The following is an 18,529-nucleotide window of genomic DNA, read 5'->3' as shown; positions in this document are numbered from 1 at the left end:
GCCGCCCGCGTCACCGCCGCCCCGCGCGGCGGCGCGACCCTGCGCGACCACCTGGGCCTGGCCCGCCCCGCCGACCGCTTCGCGGGCACCGCCCGCCGCACCGCCTGAGGAGCCCGCGCGATGACCACCCCGCAGCCCCCGATCACCCGCCCCGACGCCGAGGTGCACTTCGGCGTCTTCTTCCAGGGCGTGAACCACACCACCGTCTGGTCGGACCCCGAGTCCGGCTCGCAGACCGACTTCGCCTCGTTCGAGCGCGTCGCCCGCACCGCCGAGCGCGGGCTGTTCGACGCGTTCTTCCTCGGCGAGGGCCTGCGGCTGCGCGAGAGCCGCGGCCTGCTGCACGACCTCGACGTCGTCGGCCGCCCGGACGCGATCACCCAGCTCGCCGCGCTCGCCGCGATCACCGAGCACATCGGGCTCGTCGCCACGCAGAACACCACGTACAACGACCCGGTCGACCTCGCTCGGCGGCTCGCCAGCCTCGACGTGCTGTCCGGCGGGCGTGCCGCGTGGAACGTCGTGACGACCGACAACGCGTGGACCGGGGAGAACTTCCGCCGCGGCGGCTACCTCGAGCACGCGCGGCGGTACGACCGGGCCGAGCAGGTGCTCGCCGCGGCGCGCGCGATCTGGGACGCCTGGCCGGACGCCGACGGCGGGCGGGTGCGCACGGTCGTCACCGACGGCGACCTGCTGCGCGTCTCCGTCGACCCGACCACCCCGCGCAGCCCGCAGGGCCACCCGGTGATCTTCCAGGCCGGCGACTCCCCGCAGGGCCGTGACTTCGCGGCGCGCTCGGCGGACGTGATCTTCTCCCGGCACGGCTCCGTGCTCGCGGACGCCCTGGAGTTCGCCGCCGACATCCGCGCGCGGGTGGTGCGCGCCGGCCGGCCCGAGGACGACGTCAAGATCTTCCCCGGCACCGCGGTCGTCGTCGGGGACACCCCTGCCGACGCCGAGGAGAAGGCCCGGTGGGTGCGCTGGCAGCAGGTGACGCCCGCGACCGCCCTGCACGCCGTCGGCACCATCTGGGGCGAGGACCTCAGCGGCTACGACCCCGACGGCCCGCTGCCCGCGCACGACCCGGTGGTCACCGAGCTCGGTGCCGAGGGCGGCTCGTCCACCACCGGCGCGCGGGCGCACGAGGTCGCCGCCCGGTGGCGCGCGATCGCCGACGCCGAGGGGCTGTCCATCCGGCAGCTCGTCGTGCGGGTGCAGAGCGAGGGCGGGTTCGTCGGTACGCCGGCCGGTGTCGCGGACCGGCTGATCCGGTTCGTCCGCACCGGCGCGGTCGACGGGTTCAACATCAGCCCGTGGATCATCCCGTCCGGCCTCGACGACATCGTCGACCGGGTCGTCCCCGAGCTCCAGGAGCGCGGTGCCTACCGGAGCGCGTACACCGGCACGACGCTGCGGGAGCACCTCGGGCTGCGGGCGCCGCTCACGCGCCGGGGCGCGGTCGCGCCCGCCACGCCGGCTCTCGCGGGGGTCGCCGGAACCTGAGCGCGCACCTCGCGAGGCGGGGGCGGCGCCACGTCGCGGCGTCGCCCACCCTGCCTCGTCGGGACCGGGACGACCGGACGTGCACCCGGTGGTTGCGCGTCGGGGCTCGCGGGTCTACCGTGATGAGCAACCACTCGTTGCATGTCACGGAGGTCAGCGATGACGCAGGACAGCACCACCGAGGTCGGGACGCTCACGCGCACCCTGCACGTGGCGGCACCACCCGCCGTCGTCTACGACGTCGTCAGCCACCCCGAGCACATCCGCTCCTGGTGGTCCGACGACGCCACGCTCCCCGAGCCCGTCCCCGGCGCCGAGGGCGAGATCGTCTTCGGCACCCCCGGCACGGCCGACGCCGTCACCGAGCGCCTCACCGTCGTCGAGGCCGTCCGGCCCCGCACGTTCTCGTTCCGCTGGACGCACCGGCCGGGCGACCCGGTCTCCCCCGCGACCACCCTGCTCGTCACGTTCACGCTCGACCCCGCGGGCGACGGCACCCGGCTCACCATGACCGAGACCGGGTTCCGGGAGCGCGGCTGGGAGATCGCCGTGCTCGAGCAGACCTACGCCGACCACGAGCGCGGCTGGGACCTGTTCCTGCCGCGCCTCGTCGCGCACGCCGAGCACGTGGCGGGGGCGTCGTGACCGGCGCCGGCGGCACCACCACGCCGGGCACGCGGGCGCCGGACCCCGGAGGGCCTGGTGTGCCCGGAGCGTCCGTGCCCGACGACGACCTGTGGTCCGCCGTCGGCGACCCGACCCGGCGCCGCGTCCTCGACCTGCTGCTCGCCGGCGAGGGCACCGCCACCACCCTCGCCGACCGGCTCCCGGTCACCCGGCAGGCCGTCACCAAGCACCTCGCCGTCCTCGACCGCGTCGGCCTCGTGCACGGCACCACCACGGGGCGTGAGCGCCGGTACCGGGTCGACACCGACCAGCTCGCCCGCGCGAGCGCGCAGCTCGACGCCGTCGGTCGCGCCTGGGACGCCCGCCTCTGGCGCATCCAGCGGCTGGCCGAGGCGATCCACGCCACCGGCGCCGCTGCCGCGAGCACGCCCGCCACCGCACCCGCCACCGAGCCCGACCCGGAGGACGACTGAGATGGTCGACATCCTGCACCGCATCGGCATCCGCGCCACGCCCGAGGCCGTCACCCACGCCCTGTCCACCGCCGACGGCGTCGCCGGGTGGTGGAGCGCCACGACCACCGGCGACGGCGGCCGCGGCGGACGGCTCAGCGTGCCGTTCGACGACCCGACGCACCCCTACGTCATCGAGGTCGTGGACCTCGACCCCGGCGTGAGCGTGCGCTGGCGGGTCGTCGCCGGCCCGCCCGAGTGGGTCGGCACCCACGTCGAGTTCCGCCTCAGCCGGCCCGACGACCGCACCGTCGTCCTGTTCCGGCACCAGGGCTGGGCGGAGCCCGTCGAGTTCATGCACCACTGCAGCACCAAGTGGGCGACCTACCTGCTGAGCCTCCGGGAGCACCTGGAGACCGGCTCCGGCCGCCCGCGCCCGCACGACCTGAAGATCGACGACTGGGGCTGAGGACCCGAGGGGCACCAGGTAGGTGTTCCGAACTGCGGACAGGACCCCCGCCGCTCCCCTACCGTGAACGCGGTCATCAGGAGCGCCGGGGGTCCCGGCCGTCAGGAGAGGGGTCGCGGTGATCCGCTACCTGCCCGTCCTCATCCACCTCGCGCTGTTCGTCTACTGCCTGGTGGACTGCATCCAGTCGGACACCGACCGCGTGCGGAACCTGCCCAAGGGCGCGTGGGTCGTGCTGATCGTGCTGCTGCCCCTCGTCGGCAGCGTCGCGTGGCTCGTCGCGGGCCGACCGCTCGGCGGCTCCGCACCGCGCTCGGTGCCCTGGCCGAGCACCGCGACCGCGGGGTTCCCCGAGTACGAGCGGCCCCGCCCCCTCGCCCCGGACGACGACCCGGAGTTCCTCGCCGGGATGCGCGCGTCCGACGACCGGCACGAGCAGATGCTCCGCGACTGGGAGGCGGACCTGCGCGAGCGGGAGCGGCGTGCCCGGGAGGCCGACCCCACCACCGACGGGGCCTGATCACCGCCAGGAGCGATCGGCGTCCTGGTCGCGCCGGCACCGGCGGACCGCCGGTGTCGGGACGGTCCGGCTGAGGACGACCGGCGCCAGGACCGGCTGGCGCACGGCCGGCTGGTTCAGGACGAGCCGGCACGGGGCGGGCCGGTTCTGGACGGACGTCGGTCGACCAGCACCCACGTGCCCACCGCGAGGACCGCGGCGACGAGCAGCACCGACGGCCAGGCGCCGAGCGCCCCGGCGAGCAGGTGCGAGGCGACGAAGCACACCGCCCCGAGCGCCACGACGGCGCCCACGCGCAGCACTCCGGACGCGGGCAGCGCCCGCCACCCGCACCACACCACGCCGGCGACGAGCACGACGCCGCCGAGCGCCCGCACCCCGGTCCCCTGCGCGACGGCGAACGCCACCACGAGGGTCAGGGCGGCGAGCACGGCGGTGGGGACCGCCGGGAGCGGCCCCCGCGCACCGGTCCGCCGGGTGGCGGTGGTGCGCGGGGTGCCGGAGGTCACGCCTCCTCCTCCACGAGGGCACCGGCGAACTGCGACTGGTACAGCCGGTGGTAGGCGCCCTCGGCGACGATGAGCTCCTCGTGCGTGCCCTTCTCCACGATCGCGCCGTGCTCCATCACGAGGATCAGGTCGGCGTCCCGGATGGTCGACAGCCGGTGCGCGATGACGAACGAGGTCCGTCCCTGCCGCAGCGAGGCCATCGCCTGCTGGAGCAGCCGCTCGGTGCGGGTGTCGACCGAGGACGTCGCCTCGTCCAGGATCAGCACCGACGGCTGCGCCACGAACGCCCGGGCGATCGTCAGCAGCTGCTTCTCCCCCGCCGACAGGTTGGCCGCGTCCTCCTCCAGCACGGTGTCGTACCCGTGCGGCAGCGAGTGCACGAACCGGTCCACGTAGGTCGCCTGCGCGGCGGCGAGGATCTCCTCGTCGGTCGCGGACTGGCGGCCGTAGCGGATGTTCTCCCGGATGGTCCCGGCGAACAGCCACGGGTCCTGCAGCACCATGCCGGTACGCGCGCGGGCGTCGTGCCGGCTGAGCGTGGCGATGTCCTGGCCGTTGACGAGGATCCGCCCGCCGTCGAGCTCGTAGAACCGCATCAGCAGGTTGACCAGCGTGGTCTTGCCCGCACCGGTCGGACCGACGATCGCGACCGTCTGCCCCGGACGGACCGAGAAGGACAGGTCCGTGATCAGCGGGTGCGCCGGGTCGTAGGAGAACGCGACGTTCTGGAACTCGATCGTCCCGTCGCCCTCGGCAGGGGCCGGGGCGTCCGGCGCGTCGGGGTTCTGCTCGTCCTCGTCCAGCAGCTGGAACACGCGCTCCGCGGAGGCGGTGCCGGACTGCACGACCGCGGCCATGCCGCCGAGCTCGGACAGCGGCTGCGTGAACATCTGCGAGTACTGGATGAACGCCTGCACGCTGCCGAGGCGCAGCCCGCCGTTCGCGACCATCAGCCCACCGACGACGGCGATGCCGACGTAGGTGAGGTTGCCGATGAACGACATGCCCGGCCAGATGATCCCGGACAGGAACTGGGCCTTGAACGACGCCTTGTAGAGCTCGTCGTTCTCGGCGCGGAACTTGTCCTGGAAGTCCTGGCGGCGACCGAAGACCTTGACCAGGGCGTGCCCGGAGAACGACTCCTCGACGCGGGCGTTCAGGCGCCCGACCTTGCGCCACTGGATGCCGAACGCCGCCTGCGACTTCGGGCCGATGATGCCGAAGATCACGCCCATCAGCGGGATGGACACCAGCGCGATCAGCGCGAGCTGCCACGAGATCGAGAACATCATGATCAGCACGCCGATCACGGTGAGGATCGACGTCAGCGCCGTGGACAGCGACTGCTGCATCGTCTGCGTGATGTTGTCGATGTCGTTGGTCACGCGGGAGATGAGCTCGCCGCGCTGCACCTTGTCGAAGTAGGCCAGCGGCAGCCGGTTGATCTTCTGCTCGACCTGCTCGCGCAGGCGCCACATCGCCCGGACCATGATCACGTTGATGATGTAGCCCTGCAGCCACATGAGCAGCGCGCCCGCGACGTACAGCGCGAGCACGGTGAGCAGCAGGCGACCCAGCAGGTCGAAGTCGATCCCGGCACCCGGCACCAGGTCGCCCGCGGCCGCGACCATGTCCGCGACCCGGTCCTGGCCCTGCGCGCGCAGCCCCTCGACCGCCTGCTCCTGCGTCACGCCCTCCGGCAGCTGCCGGGACAGGAACCCGGTGAACACGGCGTCGGTCGCCCGGCCGAGGATGCGCGGCGCGAGGACGGTCAGCACCACGCCCGCGGCACCCATGAGGGTCACCGCGACCAGCGCGACCTTGTACGGGCGCAGCAGCCCGATCATCCGGCCGAACGACTGCTTGAAGTTGTCGGCCTTGCCCGGGGCCACCGAGTCCCAGGAGTCCGACGCGATGCGCGCCTGCTCGCCGAGCTCGATCTCGAGCTTCTCGTCCTCCGTCAGCTCCGGCGCGGCGTCCTTCTTGGGCGTCACCGGCTTCGCGGTCTTCTCGCTCATGCGCCGGCCTCCACCGAGAGCTGGGACTCCGCGATCTCGCGGTACGTCTGGTTGGACTCGAGCAGCTGCTCGTGGGTGCCGAGACCGGCGACCCGGCCGTCCTCGAGCACGAGGATCTGGTCGGCGGTGGTCACCGTGGACACGCGCTGGGCGACGACGATCTTCGTGACGTCCGGCAGCTCGCGCCACAGCGCCGCCCGCAGGCGGGCGTCGGTCGCGAGGTCGAGCGCGGAGAACGAGTCGTCGAACAGCAGCACCTGCGGTCGCCGCACGAGCGCGCGGGCGATGGCGAGCCGCTGGCGTTGCCCGCCGGAGACGTTCGTGCCGCCCTGGGCGATGCGGGCGTCGAGCCCGCCCTCCATCTGCTGCACGAAGTCGCTGGCCTGCGCGATCTCCAGGGCGTGCCACAGGTCGGCGTCGGTCGCGTCCTCCTGGCCGAGCCGGAGGTTCGACGCGACGGTGCCCGCGAACAGGAACGGACGCTGCGGCACGAGGCCGATCTCGGCCCACAGCGTCTCGAGCTCGCGGTCCCGCACGTCGACGCCGCCGACGCGGACGGTGCCGCCGGTCACGTCGAACAGGCGCGGCAGCAGCGAGAGCATCGTGGTCTTGCCCGCACCGGTCGAGCCGATGATCGCGAGCGTCTGCCCGGGGCGCGCGGTGAACGAGATGCCGGAGAGCACGGGGCGCTCGGCCTCGGGGTACGCGAAGGTCACGTCCTCGAAGGAGACCTCGCCCGGCACGGTGGCGGCGTGCACCGGCTGCTCCGGCTCCGCGAGCGTGGACTCGCTCGCCAGCACCTCGGAGATGCGCTCGGCGGACACCGCGGCGCGCGGGATCATCACGGTCATGAAGGTGGCCATGAGGACACCCATGAGGATCTGGCCGATGTACTGCATGAACGCCAGCAGCGTGCCGATCTGCACCGACCCGTTGTCGACCTCGATGCCGCCGAACCAGATCACGCCGACCACGGTCACGTTGAGCACGAGCATCGCGAGCGGGAACAGCACGACGAACAGCGAGCCGATCTTGCGGCCCACGACCATGATGTCGGTGTTCGCGACGCGGAACCGGTCCGCCTCGATCTCCTCGCGGACGAACGCCCGCACGACCCGGACCCCGGTCAGCTGCTCGCGCATGATGCGGTTGACGCCGTCGAGCTTGGTCTGGAACGACCGGAACAGCGGGACCATCCGGCCGATGATCAGCACCGCGATGACCAGCAGCACCGGCACCGACACGGCGATCAGCCACGACAGCCCGACGTCCTGCCGCAGCGCCATGATCACGCCGCCGATGGCGAGCATGGGGGCGCTGACCAGCATGGTCGCGCCCATCATGGAGAGCATCTGGACCTGCTGGACGTCGTTCGTGTTGCGGGTGATCAGCGACCCCGCCCCGAACCGGGAGATCTCCCGCTCGGAGAACCCACTGACGCGCCCGTAGATGTCGTTGCGCAGGTCGCGGCCGACCTGCATCGCGGCGCGCGCGGCGAAGAACGTCGCGACCACGGCGGCGAGGATCTGGCCGAGCGACACGGTGAGCATGAACGCCCCGGTCCGCCAGATGTACCCGGTGTCACCCAGGGCGACGCCCTGGTCGACGATCCGGGCGTTGAGGCTGGGCAGGTAGAGCATCGCCAGGGCGGAGCCCAGCTGGAAGACCAGCACGCCGACGAGCAGCCAGCGGTAGGGGCGCAGGTAGCGCATCAGAAGTCGGACGAGCACACGGGTCTCCAGGGGTCGGCGGTCGGCGAGAGCGTCGATCTCGGCCTCTCGGGGAGCGGTCCGGGGGCACCACGCGCGATCGGCAGGGTCGAGGTTACGACCCCCCTCCGACACGCGTCGTCCTCATTGAGGATGACTGCGTGGTGTCTTTCGCTGCGGGCGGAACCCGTTCCCCGACCACCTCCCGACCACTCACTCTGCGTGGCAGAGTGGGTGCATGACGTCGTACCTGGTCAGGATCCTGGAGCGGGAGCGCGCCGCCCGGCACGCCCGGTCGATCCCGCTCGCCGCCGTGACCGTGGCGCTGGTCGTCCTGGCCGCCGTCGGCCGGTACCTGCGCCTGCCCGGACTCTGGGACGCCTTCCTGCCCGGGCTGACCTTCCTGCTCGTCGTCGCCGCGATGGCGGTCCAGCGGGCCCTGCGCGGCGCGGGCAACGGCCGGGACGGGTACGGGCTCGTCGCGGTCGGTCTGCTGCTGGTCCCGTTCCTGCCGTTCGGGCTGGTCGCCCCGTTGTTCGTCGGAGCCGAGGCGCTCCTCGGGGCGGGTCTCGTCGTGCTGGGCTGGCGCGGTCGCGACCGCGGGCTCTGGGTGCCCGGCCTCGTCCTGCTGGCGCTGGGGCCGTTCGTGCACCTCAACGGCGCGGCGATCACCCTGTTCTGGCTGCCGGCCGACCCCGGGGTCGCGGTGCGCGTCGCGACCGCCGTGGCGTTCGCCGTCCTCACCGGCCGGGCGATCCGGATCGAGCGACGCCGCTCGACCCCCGTGCCCGCGGAGGTCCCTGCGTGAGCGAGCCCGACCCGCACCCGCTGTCCCGCCTGGACGAGACGGTGCACCAGCGCGCCCGCCTCGGCGTGCTCGCGATCCTCACCGAGCGCACCGACGCGGACTTCGGCTACCTCAAGCGCGCGCTCGGCCTCACCGACGGCAACCTGGGGCGGCATCTCGAGGTCCTGGTGACGTCCGGGCTGGTGGACCTGCGCCGCGGGTACGACGGCCGCCGGCAGCGCACGTGGGCCCGCATCACGCCCGCCGGCCGAGCGGCGCTGCTCGCCGAGCTCGACCTGCTGCGCTCGATCACCCGCCTCGTGGACGCGGAGCCCCCGGACGCCTCGTAGGCCGTGGCCGTCCCGTTCACGACCCTCATCGGCATCGTCACCCGCGACCTCGCGGCGTCCCTGCGGTTCTACCGGACGCTCGGCGTCGCGCCGCGACAGGGGCCTAGCCTGGCCGCACCGCACGAGCCCACGGGGGTGGCGCATGGCCCGGTCCGACCTCCTGGCGCGCATCCGCGCCCACCTCGTGGCCGAGCCGGGTCTCCGCGTTGCACCGATGTTCGGCGGCGTCTCCGTCTTCCTCGACGACGCCATGGTCGCCAGCGTGCGCGCGAACGGGGACCTGCTGGTGCGTGTCGCGGGTGAACGGCACGACGAGCTCGCCGCCCGCCCCGGTGCCTCGTGGGCGGTGATGGGTCGTGGCCGTCGGATGGGACGCGGGTGGCTGACGGTCGACGCCGGCGCGCTGGACCGCGACGAGGAGCTCGCGGGGTGGCTCGACCTCGCCCGGGAGCACCACCGCTCGGTCAGCCGGGGTTGACGGGCGCCGGTGCTCGACGGCGCAGCCGTCGGCTCTCGACCCAGGTGCAGACCGCCACGACGCCGAACCCCAGGAACGCGACGACCTGCGGCGAGGACGCCACGAGCACCCGTCCGGGGTCATCCGGTCCGCGCCCGGCCGCGTCGGCGGCGAATCCCCCGACCAGCGCGATCGCGAGGCCGGGCGCGAGGACCGCCCCGAGCCACGTCGGGGCCCCGTCGACCGGCGAGTCCCACGACCGGGCCGGGTGCGCGACCACCAGAGTCACCAGGGCGAGCACCGCGGGCACCGCCTGCACCAGCAGCGCGACCCACCACGCGTCCGCCGTCGGGACCACGAACTCCCACTCGCTGCTGCCCCGCTTGCCGTGCAGCAGCACCGCCCAGCGCAGCTCCGGGCCCCCGTGCGCCGCGGCGATCCGCGCCGTCGCCCCGGCGACCACCACGGCGAGCGCGGACGACACGACCAGCGTGAGGGTCGCGCGTCGGCGACGTCGGCGGTTGCGCTCACGGGCGCGCTCGACCCGTTCGGCGAAGCTGCGGGCCCGGACGCGCCGCGCCGCGGGCGCCGCGGTGTCGGGAGGTGCAGCAGGCACGCGCACACCGTAGCGGGGCCCAGGGGGCTGCCGGGGGCCCTTCCGCGCCCGGGACGACGAAGGCCGCCTCCCGAAGGAGACGGCCTCTGTCCTGCGACTCTACGTCGGGCTGACAGGATTTGAACCTGCGACCCCTTGACCCCCAGTCAAGTGCGCTACCAAGCTGCGCCACAGCCCGATGGTCCCCTGGGGAACCCCGGTGGCCCCCGCAGGAGCCTCGGAAACTCTACCGCATCCGGACGGTGCCTCCGTCCCCCGCGGGCAGGTGGGCGCGCCACGCGGCGGCGACCACGACCAGGCAGCCCGTCGCGACGACCGCCCCGGCCGTGAACATCGCGGGATAGGGCCACCGGGTCGACAGCCAGGCGAGCACCGCCGGGACGAAGAACCCGAGGTACGCCGCCGAGTAGTAGACGGCGGTGAGCCCCGCGAGGTCGTCCGGGGTGGCGATCCGCTGCACCTCGGACAGCCCGGCGACCAGGGCGAGCCCGTACCCGGCGCCGAGGACGGCGGCGGCGAGCAGCACGACCGGCAGCGCGAGGGTGGCGGACGCCCACGCGGCCAGGGCCATGCCGACGACGAGGATGCCGAGGGCGACGACCGACGCACGGGCGCTGCGGCTGGTGTCCACGAGCCGGGCGAGCTGCTGCACGCCGAACCCGACGGCGAGCGTCACGACGGTGAGCAGGGCGGAGAAGGCGATCGGCATCCCCCCGGTGTGCTCCCGCATCAGGCCCGGCAGTACGGCGTACGCGGACCCGACCGCGCCGAACACCCACGGGGCGAGCGGCAGCACCACGCGCAGGAAGCGTCGGTGCCCGACCGCGGGGACGCGCAGGTCGTCGCGCAGCCGACCGGGCGTGGCCGGTGCGGGGTGCGTCTCGGGGACGGGTAGCACCGCGAGCCCCGCGACCAGCGCGACGACGGCGTGCAGCACGTACGGCGTCCCGGTCCCCCACGGCCCCCACTGCGCGAGCACGCCCGCGAACCCGGCGCCGAGCAGGAACCCCAGGGTGAGGGCGAGCGACGCCCGGCGGGCCCCGGCGCGCGGGGCGCCGGTGGCGGCGCTGAGCTCGGCGACCCACGTCGTCCCGACGGCCATGACGAGCCCGAGCGCGAGCCCGGACAGCACCCGCCCGGCGGCCAGGGCCGGGACCGAGGCCGGACCGAGCGCGAGGACCAGCGACCCGACGATGCCGAGCGGCGCGGCGGGCAGCAGCAGCGGTCGCCGCCCGTACCGATCGGAGAGCGGCCCGCCGATGAGCAGCGCCGGGACGATGCCGAGCACGTACGCGGCGAGCAGCACGTTGACGGTCAGCGCGGACAGGTGGCTGACCTCGCGGTACATGACCAGCAGCGGCGTGAACTCGTTGCCGCCCCACGCGACGGCGAACATCAGCGCACCGACGCGCAGCCACGCCCGCCGGGCGACGTCCGGGCTGCTCGCGACGGCCACCCGCTCGCCGGTGGTGGCGGTCACCGGGCAGCCCCGCCAGCGGCACGCTGCGGGTCGACACCGTGCAGGTCGCCACCGTGCAGGTGGGCGTCGTGCAGGTGGGTGCGCAGCGCGGCGGCGAACGCGTCGGCATCGCCCCGCTCGATCGCGGCGACCAGGTGCTCGTGGTCCGCGACGAACCCGGGCGCACGCTCCCCCGCCGCCCCGACGGACAGCGCGATCATGCGCCGCTGCCGTTCCCGCAGGGTCGCGGCGAACTCCGCGAGCACCGGGTTGCCGCCCGCGGCGACGATCTGCTGGTGGAACGCCGCGTCGTGCTGCGCGTAGAGCTCCAGGTCACCGGCGTCGAGCGCGCCGCGCTGCCGGTCCACGAGGTCGCGCAGCGTGCCGACGAGCACCGCGCGGACCTCCGGGGACGCCACGACCGTGCGCACCGCGCTGCCCTCCAGCAGCAGGCGGGCGTCCACGACGGCCTCGGCCTCCCCGGGGGCGACGGGGACGACGAGGGCGCCACGTCGGGGGAACAACCGCAGCCAGCCGTCGGCGGCGAGCCGGAGGAACGCCTCGCGCACCGGGGTGCGGCTGATCCCGAGGGCCGCGGCGACGTCGCCCTCGCTCAGCATCTCCCCCGCGGGCAGCCGCCCGGCCAGCAGGTCGTCCTTCACGTGCCGATACGCGACCTCGGCGGCGGCGGGAGGTGCGAGCATGTCCATGGTGCCTACATGTATCTCAGTCGCATCCCACGAGTCAACCAGGCCGGCCCGCGCCCGCTGGTGCCCGGGCCGCCGCCCGATGTCGTCACCCGTCGACGAGGTCGTCCGTCAGCAATGACGACCTCGTCGACCGATGACGTTCTCGCCGGAGCACACCGGACGGGGACAGCGCGTCAGCGGGGACCGCGGCCCTCGGCAGCGGCCGGCTCGACGTCGAGGGCCGGGTCCTTCCCCGCACGTCCCCGGAGGACGTCGAGCTCCGCGGCGACGACCCCGAGCAGCACCAGGTCGACGGCGAGGCCGGACACGGCGCTCCACTGGTCGACCCGGAACAGGAAGATCTGCGTGAGCAGCAGGTTGACGAGCACAGCGCGCCGGAACCACTCGTAGCCCCGCACCCGGTCCGTGCCGACGAGCCGCAGCCCGACCACGGAGCACGCGAGGGACACGACCCCGCTGGCGATCATGCCGACCTCGGCCCACCAGGGCAGGTCGGCCCCGCCCGCGATGAGGACGACACCCCGCCCGACGGTGTACAGCGTGACGACGGCGAGGACGGCGACGGTGAGGCGCGGCAGCCAGCGCACCCGCACCACACGGCGGGAGGTGGTCACGACCCACCGGGAGACGGCGCTGATCGGGTCCGGCAGCTCGCGGGCGTCGTCCTCGACCACGGCGAGCAGCGCCTTCACCTCGGCGGCGCCCCGGACGTCCCCGGCGGCGTCGGCGAGCGCGCGGGCCTGCCGCCGCGCCCGGGTGGAGAACCCGCCCGCCAGCCCGGCGACGGCGAGGTCGGCCGCCGCGGAGAGCGTCTCGTGCGGGTCGGGGCGTCCCCGGCCGTGGATGACCTCGCCGACGAGGACGAGCAGCACCACGACGACGTAGATCAGCGAGGCGGTCGGCTCGAAGAAGTAGTCGTTGTCCGACGTGACGAACTTGCCGATCTCGTCGATGAACAGCCCGAAGCCGATGCCCGCGACCAGCGCGGCCAGCGGCCGCACGACCGGTCCGGCCCAGGACAGCGTCGCGACGACGGCCAGCGCCATCAGCAGCCCGCCCCACAGCACGTGGGCGACGTGCAGCCCGCCGCCCCCGAGCTGCGGGAACCCGGTGAGGGCGAGAGCGGCCCGCGTGACGAGGACCGTCAGCACGGTGATGACCAGGAAGCCCGCGACGTGCCGCGGGCCGGCGGGGTCGCGCGGCAGCCCGAGCACGAGCACCGGCGACCGGTGCAGCCGTGCCGGGGCCGCGCTCCCCCGCGTGGCGGTCACCGCTTGCGCTTCTCCCGGACGCGCACCGAGATGGAGATCGGCGTGCCCTCGAACCCGAAGGTCTCGCGCAGGCGGCGCTCGATGAACCGGCGGTACCCGGCCTCGAGGAACCCGGAGGCGAAGATCACGAACCGCGGCGGGCGGGTCGACGCCTGGGTGGCGAACAGGATGCGCGGCTGCTTCCCGCCGCGCAGCGGGTGCGGGTGCGCCGCGACGAGCTCGCCCAGGAACGCGTTGAGGCGCCCGGTCGGCACCCGGGTGTCCCAGGAGTCCAGCGACCGCGTGATCGCGGGAACGAGGCGGTCGGTGTGCCAGCCGGTGCGCGCGGAGATGTTGACCCGCGGCGCCCACTGGATCTGCACGAGCTCCTTCTCGATCTCGCGCTCCAGGTACGGGCGGCGGTCCTCGTCCATGAGGTCCCACTTGTTGTACGCGATCACCAGGGCGCGACCGGCGTCGATGACCTGCTGGATGACGCGGGTGTCCTGCTCGGTGAGCGGGTTGGACGCGTCGAGCAGGACGACGGCGACCTCGGCCTTCTCGATCGCGGCCTGGGTGCGCAGCGAGGCGTAGAAGTCAGCGCCGGAGGTCTGGTGCACGCGGCGGCGGATGCCCGCGGTGTCCACGAACCAGTACGGCACGCCCTTGAGCTCGACGAGCTCGTCCACGGGGTCCCGGGTGGTCCCGGCCACGTCGTCCACGACGACGCGGTTGGTGCCGAGCACCTTGTTGAGCAGCGAGGACTTGCCGACGTTCGGGCGGCCGACCAGCGCGACGCGACGGGGGCCGCCCGGGCGGGCGACGCCGTGCTGCGACTCGGTGGGCAGCGCGGCCATCGCGGCGTCCAGCAGGTCGCCGGTCCCGCGGCCGTGCAGCGCCGAGACGGGGTGGGGCTCGCCGAGGCCGAGGCTCCACAGCTCGGCGGCGTCGGCCTCGACGCGCGGGCCGTCGACCTTGTTGGCGCACAGGACGACCGGCTTGCCGGACTTGCGGAGCAGGCGGACGACGCGCTCGTCGGTGGCGGTCGGGCCGACGGTGGCGTCCACGACGAACAGGACGGCGTCGGCCAGCGAGATCGCGACCTCGGCCTGCTCGGCGACGCGCGCCTCGATGCCCGCGACGTCGACCTCCCAGCCGCCGGTGTCGACCAGCGTGAACCGGCGTCCGGCCCACTCCGCGGGGTAGGACACCCGGTCGCGGGTGACGCCCGGCTTGTCCTCGACGACGGCCTCGCGGCGACCCAGGATGCGGTTGACGAGGGTGGACTTGCCGACGTTCGGCCGGCCGACCACGGCGAGCACGGGCAGGGCGAGCGGCTGGCCGTCCTCGTCCAGCTCGAGGCCCTCGCCGCCGAGCAGGGCGACGTCCTCCTCGTCGAGCTCGTACTCGTCCAGCCCGACGCGCAGGGCGCGCTCGCGGGAGGCCTCCTCCTCGGTCTCCGGGGCGCGGAGGTTGGCCTCGGCGTCCGGGCTGATCTCGAGGACCTCCGCGTCGGCGGGGGCGGTCTGCTCGGACAGGTCGTCACTCATGGGCACCATGATCCCAGACCGCGGGCCCGCCGCAGGACGCGACGGCGGCTCAGTCCCGCGGGAGCATGACGCGGGTGCGCACCGAGGCCCGCGCCACCAGGGCGCTGAGGGCGAGCCGCACCTGCTCCGTGCCGGTCGCGATGGCCTCGCGGCGCGGCTGACCCTCGACCGCGTCGAGGTGCAGGGGCTCGCCGATCTCGACGTGCAGGCGGCGCCGGAACCCGGGGACGTGCCCGACGGACTCGCCGGTGCGGCGCGTCCCGAGGATCGCCACCGGCACGACCGGGGCGTGCCCGTTCACGGCGAGCCACGCGACGCCCGCGCGCGCCGACGCCGCGTCGCCGCGACCGCGGTTCCCCTCGGGGAACACGCCCACCGCGCCGCCGCGCTGCAGCACGCCCAGGGCGCTGACGAGGGCGGCGCGGCCGCCGGAGCGGTCCACCGGGATCTGCCGGGAGGCCCGGAGGATGCCGCCGACGGGGCCGGCGAACATCTCCTCCTTGACCAGGATGTTCACGCGCCGCGGCGTGACGCCCTGCAGCAGCGGACCGTCCACGATGCTCACGTGGTTGGCGGCGAGCACGACGGGACCGTCGGACGGCACGTGCTCCCGCCCGACGACCCGGCTCGCCCACACCCCGTGCGCGAGGAGCAGCCCTATCCCGCGCGCCCACGCCGGCACCTCTCCCAGCACGTCCTGCTCGCGCGCGGTGGTCGTACCGCGGGCGCTCACGCGTGCAGGTCCGCGGTACGGGCGACGACGTCGAGGACCGCCTGCACCGTCTGCTCCAGGTCGAGCTCGGAGGAGTCGACGGTCACCACGCCGTCGGCGGCGACCAGGAACTGCGAGACGGTCGAGTCGTCGGCGTCCCGCCGCACGACCTGGTCGCGCGTCGCCTCGACGGCCGCGGCGTCGGCGGAGCCGTGCACCTCGCGGGCGCGCCGGGCGAGCCGGGCCTCCTCGGAGGCGATGAGCAGCAGCCGCACGTCCGCGTCGGGAGCGATGACGGTGGTGATGTCCCGGCCCTCCGCGACGATGCCGCGCCCGCCGGAGAACGACGACGACGCGGCCTGCGCCGCGATCTCGGCGCGCTGGCGGCGCCCGAGCTCGGCCCGGACCTCGAGGTTGGTGGCGACGGCGCTGACCGCCGACGAGATCGCCGTCTCGCGGATCGCCTCGCCGACGTCGTGCCCGTCGACGTGCACACCGGGCTCGCGCGGGTCCACGCCCATGACCAGCGGCATGTCGCGCACGAGGTCGGCGACGGCGTCGCCGTCGGTCAAGGAGACGCCGCGGTGCAACGCCCACCAGGTCGCGGCGCGGTACATCGCGCCGGTGTCGAGGTAGGCCAGCCCGAGGCGCTCGGCGACGCGCCGGGACACCGAGGACTTGCCCGAGCCGGACGGCCCGTCGATCGCCACGACCACGGCGCGCGCGCCGTGCTGCTCGTGGGTGGTGCTCATCTGACCAGTCTCCATCCGCGGGCCGTCAGCTCCGCCTCCAGGTGCGCCGAGCGGGCCGGGTCCACGGACACCGACGCCATGCCGACGGGTCGCCCCGCCGCGTGCTCGAGCTGCAGCTCCTCCAGGTTCACGCCCGCGGCGCCGACGTCCGTCAGCAGCCGGGCCAGCTCGCCGGGCCGGTCGGGGACCAGCGCCGTGACGACCGCGTACCGGCGCGGGGCGCCGCCGTGCTTGCCGGGGACCAGGGCGACCCCGGCGTTGCCGTCGGACAGCAGCCGGGCCAGCCGGGCCAGGGCGCCGAGCTCGACGTCCTCCGGCCCGTTCGCCCGCGCGGCGCTGTCCAGCGCGCCCAGCACCTCGTCCAGGTCCGACCGCACCGCGAGCAGCACGTCCCGCACCGCCTGCGCGTTCGCCGCGAGGATCGACGTCCACAGCGCGGGGTCGGACGCGGCGATGCGGGTCACGTCCCGCAGCCCCTGCCCCGCCAGGCCGAGCGCGTCCGGCTCGGCGCCGCGCAGCGCGGACGCGACGAGGCTCGCCGCGACCTGCGGGACGTGCGACACGGCGGCCACCGCGGCGTCGTGCGCGTCGGCGTCCAGCACCACGGGCACGCCGCCGAGGTCGGTGGCGAGCGCCCGGACGGCCAGCAGCGCGTCCGGTCGGGACTCCCCCGAGTCGACGACGACCCACGGCCGCCCGACGAACAGGTCCGGGACGGCCGCCGCCGGGCCGGAGCGCTCCCGCCCGGCCATGGGGTGCGAGCCCACGTAGCGGGTGAGGTCGGCGCCCGCGGCGCGCAGCTCGCGCAGCACGTAGCCCTTGACGCTCGCGACGTCGGTGACGACCGCACCGGGGTGCGCGGCGAGCTCGGCCGCGACGACGTCGGCCGTCACGTCGGGCGGCGCCGCGACCACGACCAGCGCGGGCTCGACGTCGTCCGCCGAGGCCGGACGGCCCGCGCCGACGTCCCGGGCGAGCGCCAGGGCCGTCCGGGACGGGTCGTGCAGCGTCACGTCGACGCCGTGCGCCCGCAGGGCGAGCCCCACCGACGCGCCCAGCAGCCCCGCGCCGACGACCCGCACCGGCCCGCGGGTCGCCGCGGACGCACCGGCCGTGGCCGGCGTGCCCGTGGCGTCCAGGGCGCCGGACGGGAGGTCGGGGGTGGTCACATGCCCACCGACGTCATCAGCGAGCCGACCTCGGCCTTGCCGAGCACGCGCGTACGACCGGGGCGCAGGTCCCCGAGGCGGATCGGGCCGACCTGGGTGCGCAGCAGGCGGGTCACGGGGTGCCCGACCTCCTCCATCAGGCGGCGCACGACGCGGTTGCGACCCTCGTGCAGCACGAGCTCGACCATGCTGGCCTGCGGCGTCTGGTCGACCAGACGGAAGCCGTCGACCGCGACCACGCCGTCCTCGAGCTCGACGCCCTTGCGCAGGCGCGCCCCGAGGCCCTGGGTGACCCGGCCCTCGACGGTCGCGAGGTACGTCTTGGTGACGCCGTGCGACGGGTGCGAGAGCCGGTTGGCGAGATCGCCGTCGTTGGTCAGCAGGATCAGGCCCTCGGAGTCCGCGTCGAGCCGCCCGACGTGGAACAGCCGCTCCTCGCGGTTGCCGACGAACTCGGCGAGCGACGGACGGCCCTCCGGGTCGTGCATGGTCGACACGACGCCCAGCGGCTTGTTCAGCGCGAGGGTGATGACGTTCTGGTCGAGCTGCAGCCGCAGGCCGTCGACGTGGATCACCGACTCCCGCGGGTGCACCCGCACGCCGAGCTCCAGGACGATCTGGCCGTCGACGGACACCCGGCCCGCCGTGATCAGGTCCTCACACGCCCGGCGCGAGCCGAGACCCGCCTGGGCGAGCACCTTCTGCAGCCGCACGCCCTCGGGGTCGTGCACGTCGACGGCGGGCTCGGTGCTGCGCGGACGACGGTCCGGGGTCACCCGGGGCTTCGCGGGCCACGCGGACCCGGGACGGCCGAGGTTCGGGCCGCGCGACGGGCGGGCACCGGACGCGCCGCGGGCGCCCGCACCGGCACCGGAGGGACGACCGCCGCCCGCGCCACCGCGGGCCG

General features: G+C 74.7%; 20 protein-coding genes and 1 tRNA gene. 8 read left to right on the top strand and 13 right to left on the bottom strand.

What is annotated here, in order from left to right; all coding sequences use genetic code 11:
• Positions 1-120: 120 nt before the first annotated feature.
• The 5 genes from EBM89_RS14755 to EBM89_RS14735 all read left to right on the top strand — a co-directional run bounded on the left by EBM89_RS14755 (position 121) and on the right by EBM89_RS14735 (position 3,574).
• Entirely contained in the window at positions 121-1,506 is a 1,386-nt protein-coding gene (locus EBM89_RS14755; protein ID WP_122150221.1) for an NtaA/DmoA family FMN-dependent monooxygenase, read from the top strand.
• Between the two features lie 159 nt (positions 1,507-1,665).
• The gene (locus tag EBM89_RS14750) at positions 1,666-2,151 is read left to right on the top strand and encodes an SRPBCC domain-containing protein (protein ID WP_122150220.1); all 486 of its coding nucleotides are present in this window, start codon (positions 1,666-1,668) and stop codon (positions 2,149-2,151) included.
• Between the two features lie 74 nt (positions 2,152-2,225).
• Positions 2,226-2,606 (top strand): ArsR/SmtB family transcription factor, encoded by a 381-nt coding sequence (locus tag EBM89_RS14745; protein WP_233571760.1) that lies wholly within the window; start codon positions 2,226-2,228, stop codon positions 2,604-2,606.
• Between the two features lies 1 nt (position 2,607).
• Positions 2,608-3,054 (top strand): SRPBCC family protein, encoded by a 447-nt coding sequence (locus EBM89_RS14740; protein WP_122150218.1) that lies wholly within the window; start codon positions 2,608-2,610, stop codon positions 3,052-3,054.
• 118 nt (positions 3,055-3,172) lie between these two features.
• Entirely contained in the window at positions 3,173-3,574 is a 402-nt protein-coding gene (locus EBM89_RS14735) for a PLDc N-terminal domain-containing protein (RefSeq protein WP_122150216.1), read from the top strand.
• A 116-nt stretch (positions 3,575-3,690) separates the two neighbouring features.
• Here the strand turns inward: EBM89_RS14735 and EBM89_RS14730 are convergent, their stop codons facing one another.
• The 3 genes from EBM89_RS14730 to EBM89_RS14720 are packed head-to-tail and all read right to left on the bottom strand — an operon-like array spanning position 3,691 to position 7,831.
• Positions 3,691-4,083, bottom strand: coding sequence for a hypothetical protein (locus EBM89_RS14730; RefSeq protein WP_122150214.1), 393 nt, complete (start codon positions 4,081-4,083; stop codon positions 3,691-3,693).
• Positions 4,080-6,101 (bottom strand): ABC transporter ATP-binding protein, encoded by a 2,022-nt coding sequence (locus EBM89_RS14725; RefSeq protein ID WP_122150212.1) that lies wholly within the window; start codon positions 6,099-6,101, stop codon positions 4,080-4,082. The genes EBM89_RS14730 and EBM89_RS14725 overlap by 4 nt, the downstream gene beginning before the upstream one ends.
• A complete protein-coding gene (locus EBM89_RS14720) occupies positions 6,098-7,831 on the bottom strand; it encodes an ABC transporter ATP-binding protein (RefSeq protein ID WP_122150210.1) in 1,734 nt (577 codons plus the stop codon). The genes EBM89_RS14725 and EBM89_RS14720 overlap by 4 nt, the downstream gene beginning before the upstream one ends.
• Positions 7,832-8,048: 217 nt before the next feature.
• Here EBM89_RS14720 and EBM89_RS22170 point away from each other — a divergent pair, with 217 nt between their 5' ends.
• The 3 genes from EBM89_RS22170 (at position 8,049) to EBM89_RS14705 (ending at position 9,425) form a co-directional block, all read left to right on the top strand.
• Positions 8,049-8,618, top strand: a complete 570-nt coding sequence (locus EBM89_RS22170) for a hypothetical protein (protein ID WP_122150208.1) — start codon at positions 8,049-8,051, stop codon at positions 8,616-8,618.
• Complete coding sequence (locus tag EBM89_RS22165; RefSeq protein ID WP_122150206.1) at positions 8,615-8,947, top strand: transcriptional regulator; 333 nt, start codon at positions 8,615-8,617, stop codon at positions 8,945-8,947. Before EBM89_RS22170 ends, EBM89_RS22165 begins: the two co-directional genes overlap by 4 nt.
• Positions 8,948-9,089: 142 nt before the next feature.
• Entirely contained in the window at positions 9,090-9,425 is a 336-nt protein-coding gene (locus EBM89_RS14705; protein WP_122150204.1) for a TfoX/Sxy family protein, read from the top strand.
• On the opposite strand, the gene EBM89_RS14700 is transcribed toward EBM89_RS14705, so the two are convergent.
• The 10 genes from EBM89_RS14700 to EBM89_RS14655 form a co-directional block, all read right to left on the bottom strand.
• Positions 9,412-10,020: a hypothetical protein gene (locus tag EBM89_RS14700; protein ID WP_122150202.1), complete on the bottom strand. Its 609-nt coding sequence runs from the start codon at positions 10,018-10,020 to the stop codon at positions 9,412-9,414. The two genes, EBM89_RS14705 and EBM89_RS14700, sit on opposite strands and share 14 nt — an antisense overlap.
• Before the next feature lie 104 nt (positions 10,021-10,124).
• Positions 10,125-10,198: transfer RNA gene (locus EBM89_RS14695), tRNA-Pro, on the bottom strand.
• A gap of 48 nt (positions 10,199-10,246) precedes the next feature.
• The gene (locus tag EBM89_RS14690; protein ID WP_233571759.1) at positions 10,247-11,500 is read right to left on the bottom strand and encodes an MFS transporter; all 1,254 of its coding nucleotides are present in this window, start codon (positions 11,498-11,500) and stop codon (positions 10,247-10,249) included.
• Entirely contained in the window at positions 11,497-12,183 is a 687-nt protein-coding gene (locus EBM89_RS14685; RefSeq protein WP_122150229.1) for a GntR family transcriptional regulator, read from the bottom strand. The genes EBM89_RS14690 and EBM89_RS14685 overlap by 4 nt, the downstream gene beginning before the upstream one ends.
• A gap of 179 nt (positions 12,184-12,362) precedes the next feature.
• Positions 12,363-13,460, bottom strand: coding sequence for a hypothetical protein (locus tag EBM89_RS14680; protein WP_199732146.1), 1,098 nt, complete (start codon positions 13,458-13,460; stop codon positions 12,363-12,365).
• A complete protein-coding gene (der, locus tag EBM89_RS14675) occupies positions 13,457-14,989 on the bottom strand; it encodes a ribosome biogenesis GTPase Der (RefSeq protein WP_199732145.1) in 1,533 nt (510 codons plus the stop codon). The genes EBM89_RS14680 and der overlap by 4 nt, the downstream gene beginning before the upstream one ends.
• Before the next feature lie 49 nt (positions 14,990-15,038).
• Entirely contained in the window at positions 15,039-15,722 is a 684-nt protein-coding gene (locus EBM89_RS14670; RefSeq protein ID WP_122150201.1) for a lysophospholipid acyltransferase family protein, read from the bottom strand.
• Positions 15,719-16,453, bottom strand: coding sequence for a (d)CMP kinase (gene cmk, locus EBM89_RS14665; RefSeq protein WP_233571758.1), 735 nt, complete (start codon positions 16,451-16,453; stop codon positions 15,719-15,721). Before cmk ends, EBM89_RS14670 begins: the two co-directional genes overlap by 4 nt.
• Complete coding sequence (locus EBM89_RS14660; RefSeq protein ID WP_122150225.1) at positions 16,450-17,592, bottom strand: prephenate dehydrogenase; 1,143 nt, start codon at positions 17,590-17,592, stop codon at positions 16,450-16,452. The genes cmk and EBM89_RS14660 overlap by 4 nt, the downstream gene beginning before the upstream one ends.
• Before the next feature lie 26 nt (positions 17,593-17,618).
• Positions 17,619-18,529 (bottom strand): pseudouridine synthase (locus EBM89_RS14655; RefSeq protein WP_233571757.1); only part of this gene is annotated, 911 nt, incomplete at its 5' end.

Source organism: Cellulomonas triticagri (genome assembly GCF_003696205.1).
GTDB classification, from domain to species: domain Bacteria; phylum Actinomycetota; class Actinomycetes; order Actinomycetales; family Cellulomonadaceae; genus Cellulomonas; species Cellulomonas triticagri.
Note: the sequence above shows the minus strand (reverse complement) of the source record. Positions and strands in the feature narration are given on the sequence as shown.

Bases quoted from the DNA above. Each gene is read 5' to 3' on its own strand.
- EBM89_RS14755 (WP_122150221.1), top strand. From the start codon at position 121: ATGACCACCCCGCAGCCCCCGATCACCCGCCCCGACGCCGAGGTGCAC.
- EBM89_RS14750 (WP_122150220.1), top strand. From the start codon at position 1,666: ATGACGCAGGACAGCACCACCGAGGTCGGGACGCTCACGCGCACCCTG.
- EBM89_RS14740 (WP_122150218.1), top strand. From the start codon at position 2,608: ATGGTCGACATCCTGCACCGCATCGGCATCCGCGCCACGCCCGAGGCC.
- EBM89_RS14725 (WP_122150212.1), bottom strand. From the start codon at position 6,101: ATGAGCGAGAAGACCGCGAAGCCGGTGACGCCCAAGAAGGACGCCGCG.
- EBM89_RS22170 (WP_122150208.1), top strand. From the start codon at position 8,049: ATGACGTCGTACCTGGTCAGGATCCTGGAGCGGGAGCGCGCCGCCCGG.
- EBM89_RS14705 (WP_122150204.1), top strand. From the start codon at position 9,090: ATGGCCCGGTCCGACCTCCTGGCGCGCATCCGCGCCCACCTCGTGGCC.
- EBM89_RS14685 (WP_122150229.1), bottom strand. From the start codon at position 12,183: ATGCTCGCACCTCCCGCCGCCGCCGAGGTCGCGTATCGGCACGTGAAG.
- der (WP_199732145.1), bottom strand. From the start codon at position 14,989: ATGAGTGACGACCTGTCCGAGCAGACCGCCCCCGCCGACGCGGAGGTC.
- cmk (WP_233571758.1), bottom strand. From the start codon at position 16,453: ATGAGCACCACCCACGAGCAGCACGGCGCGCGCGCCGTGGTCGTGGCG.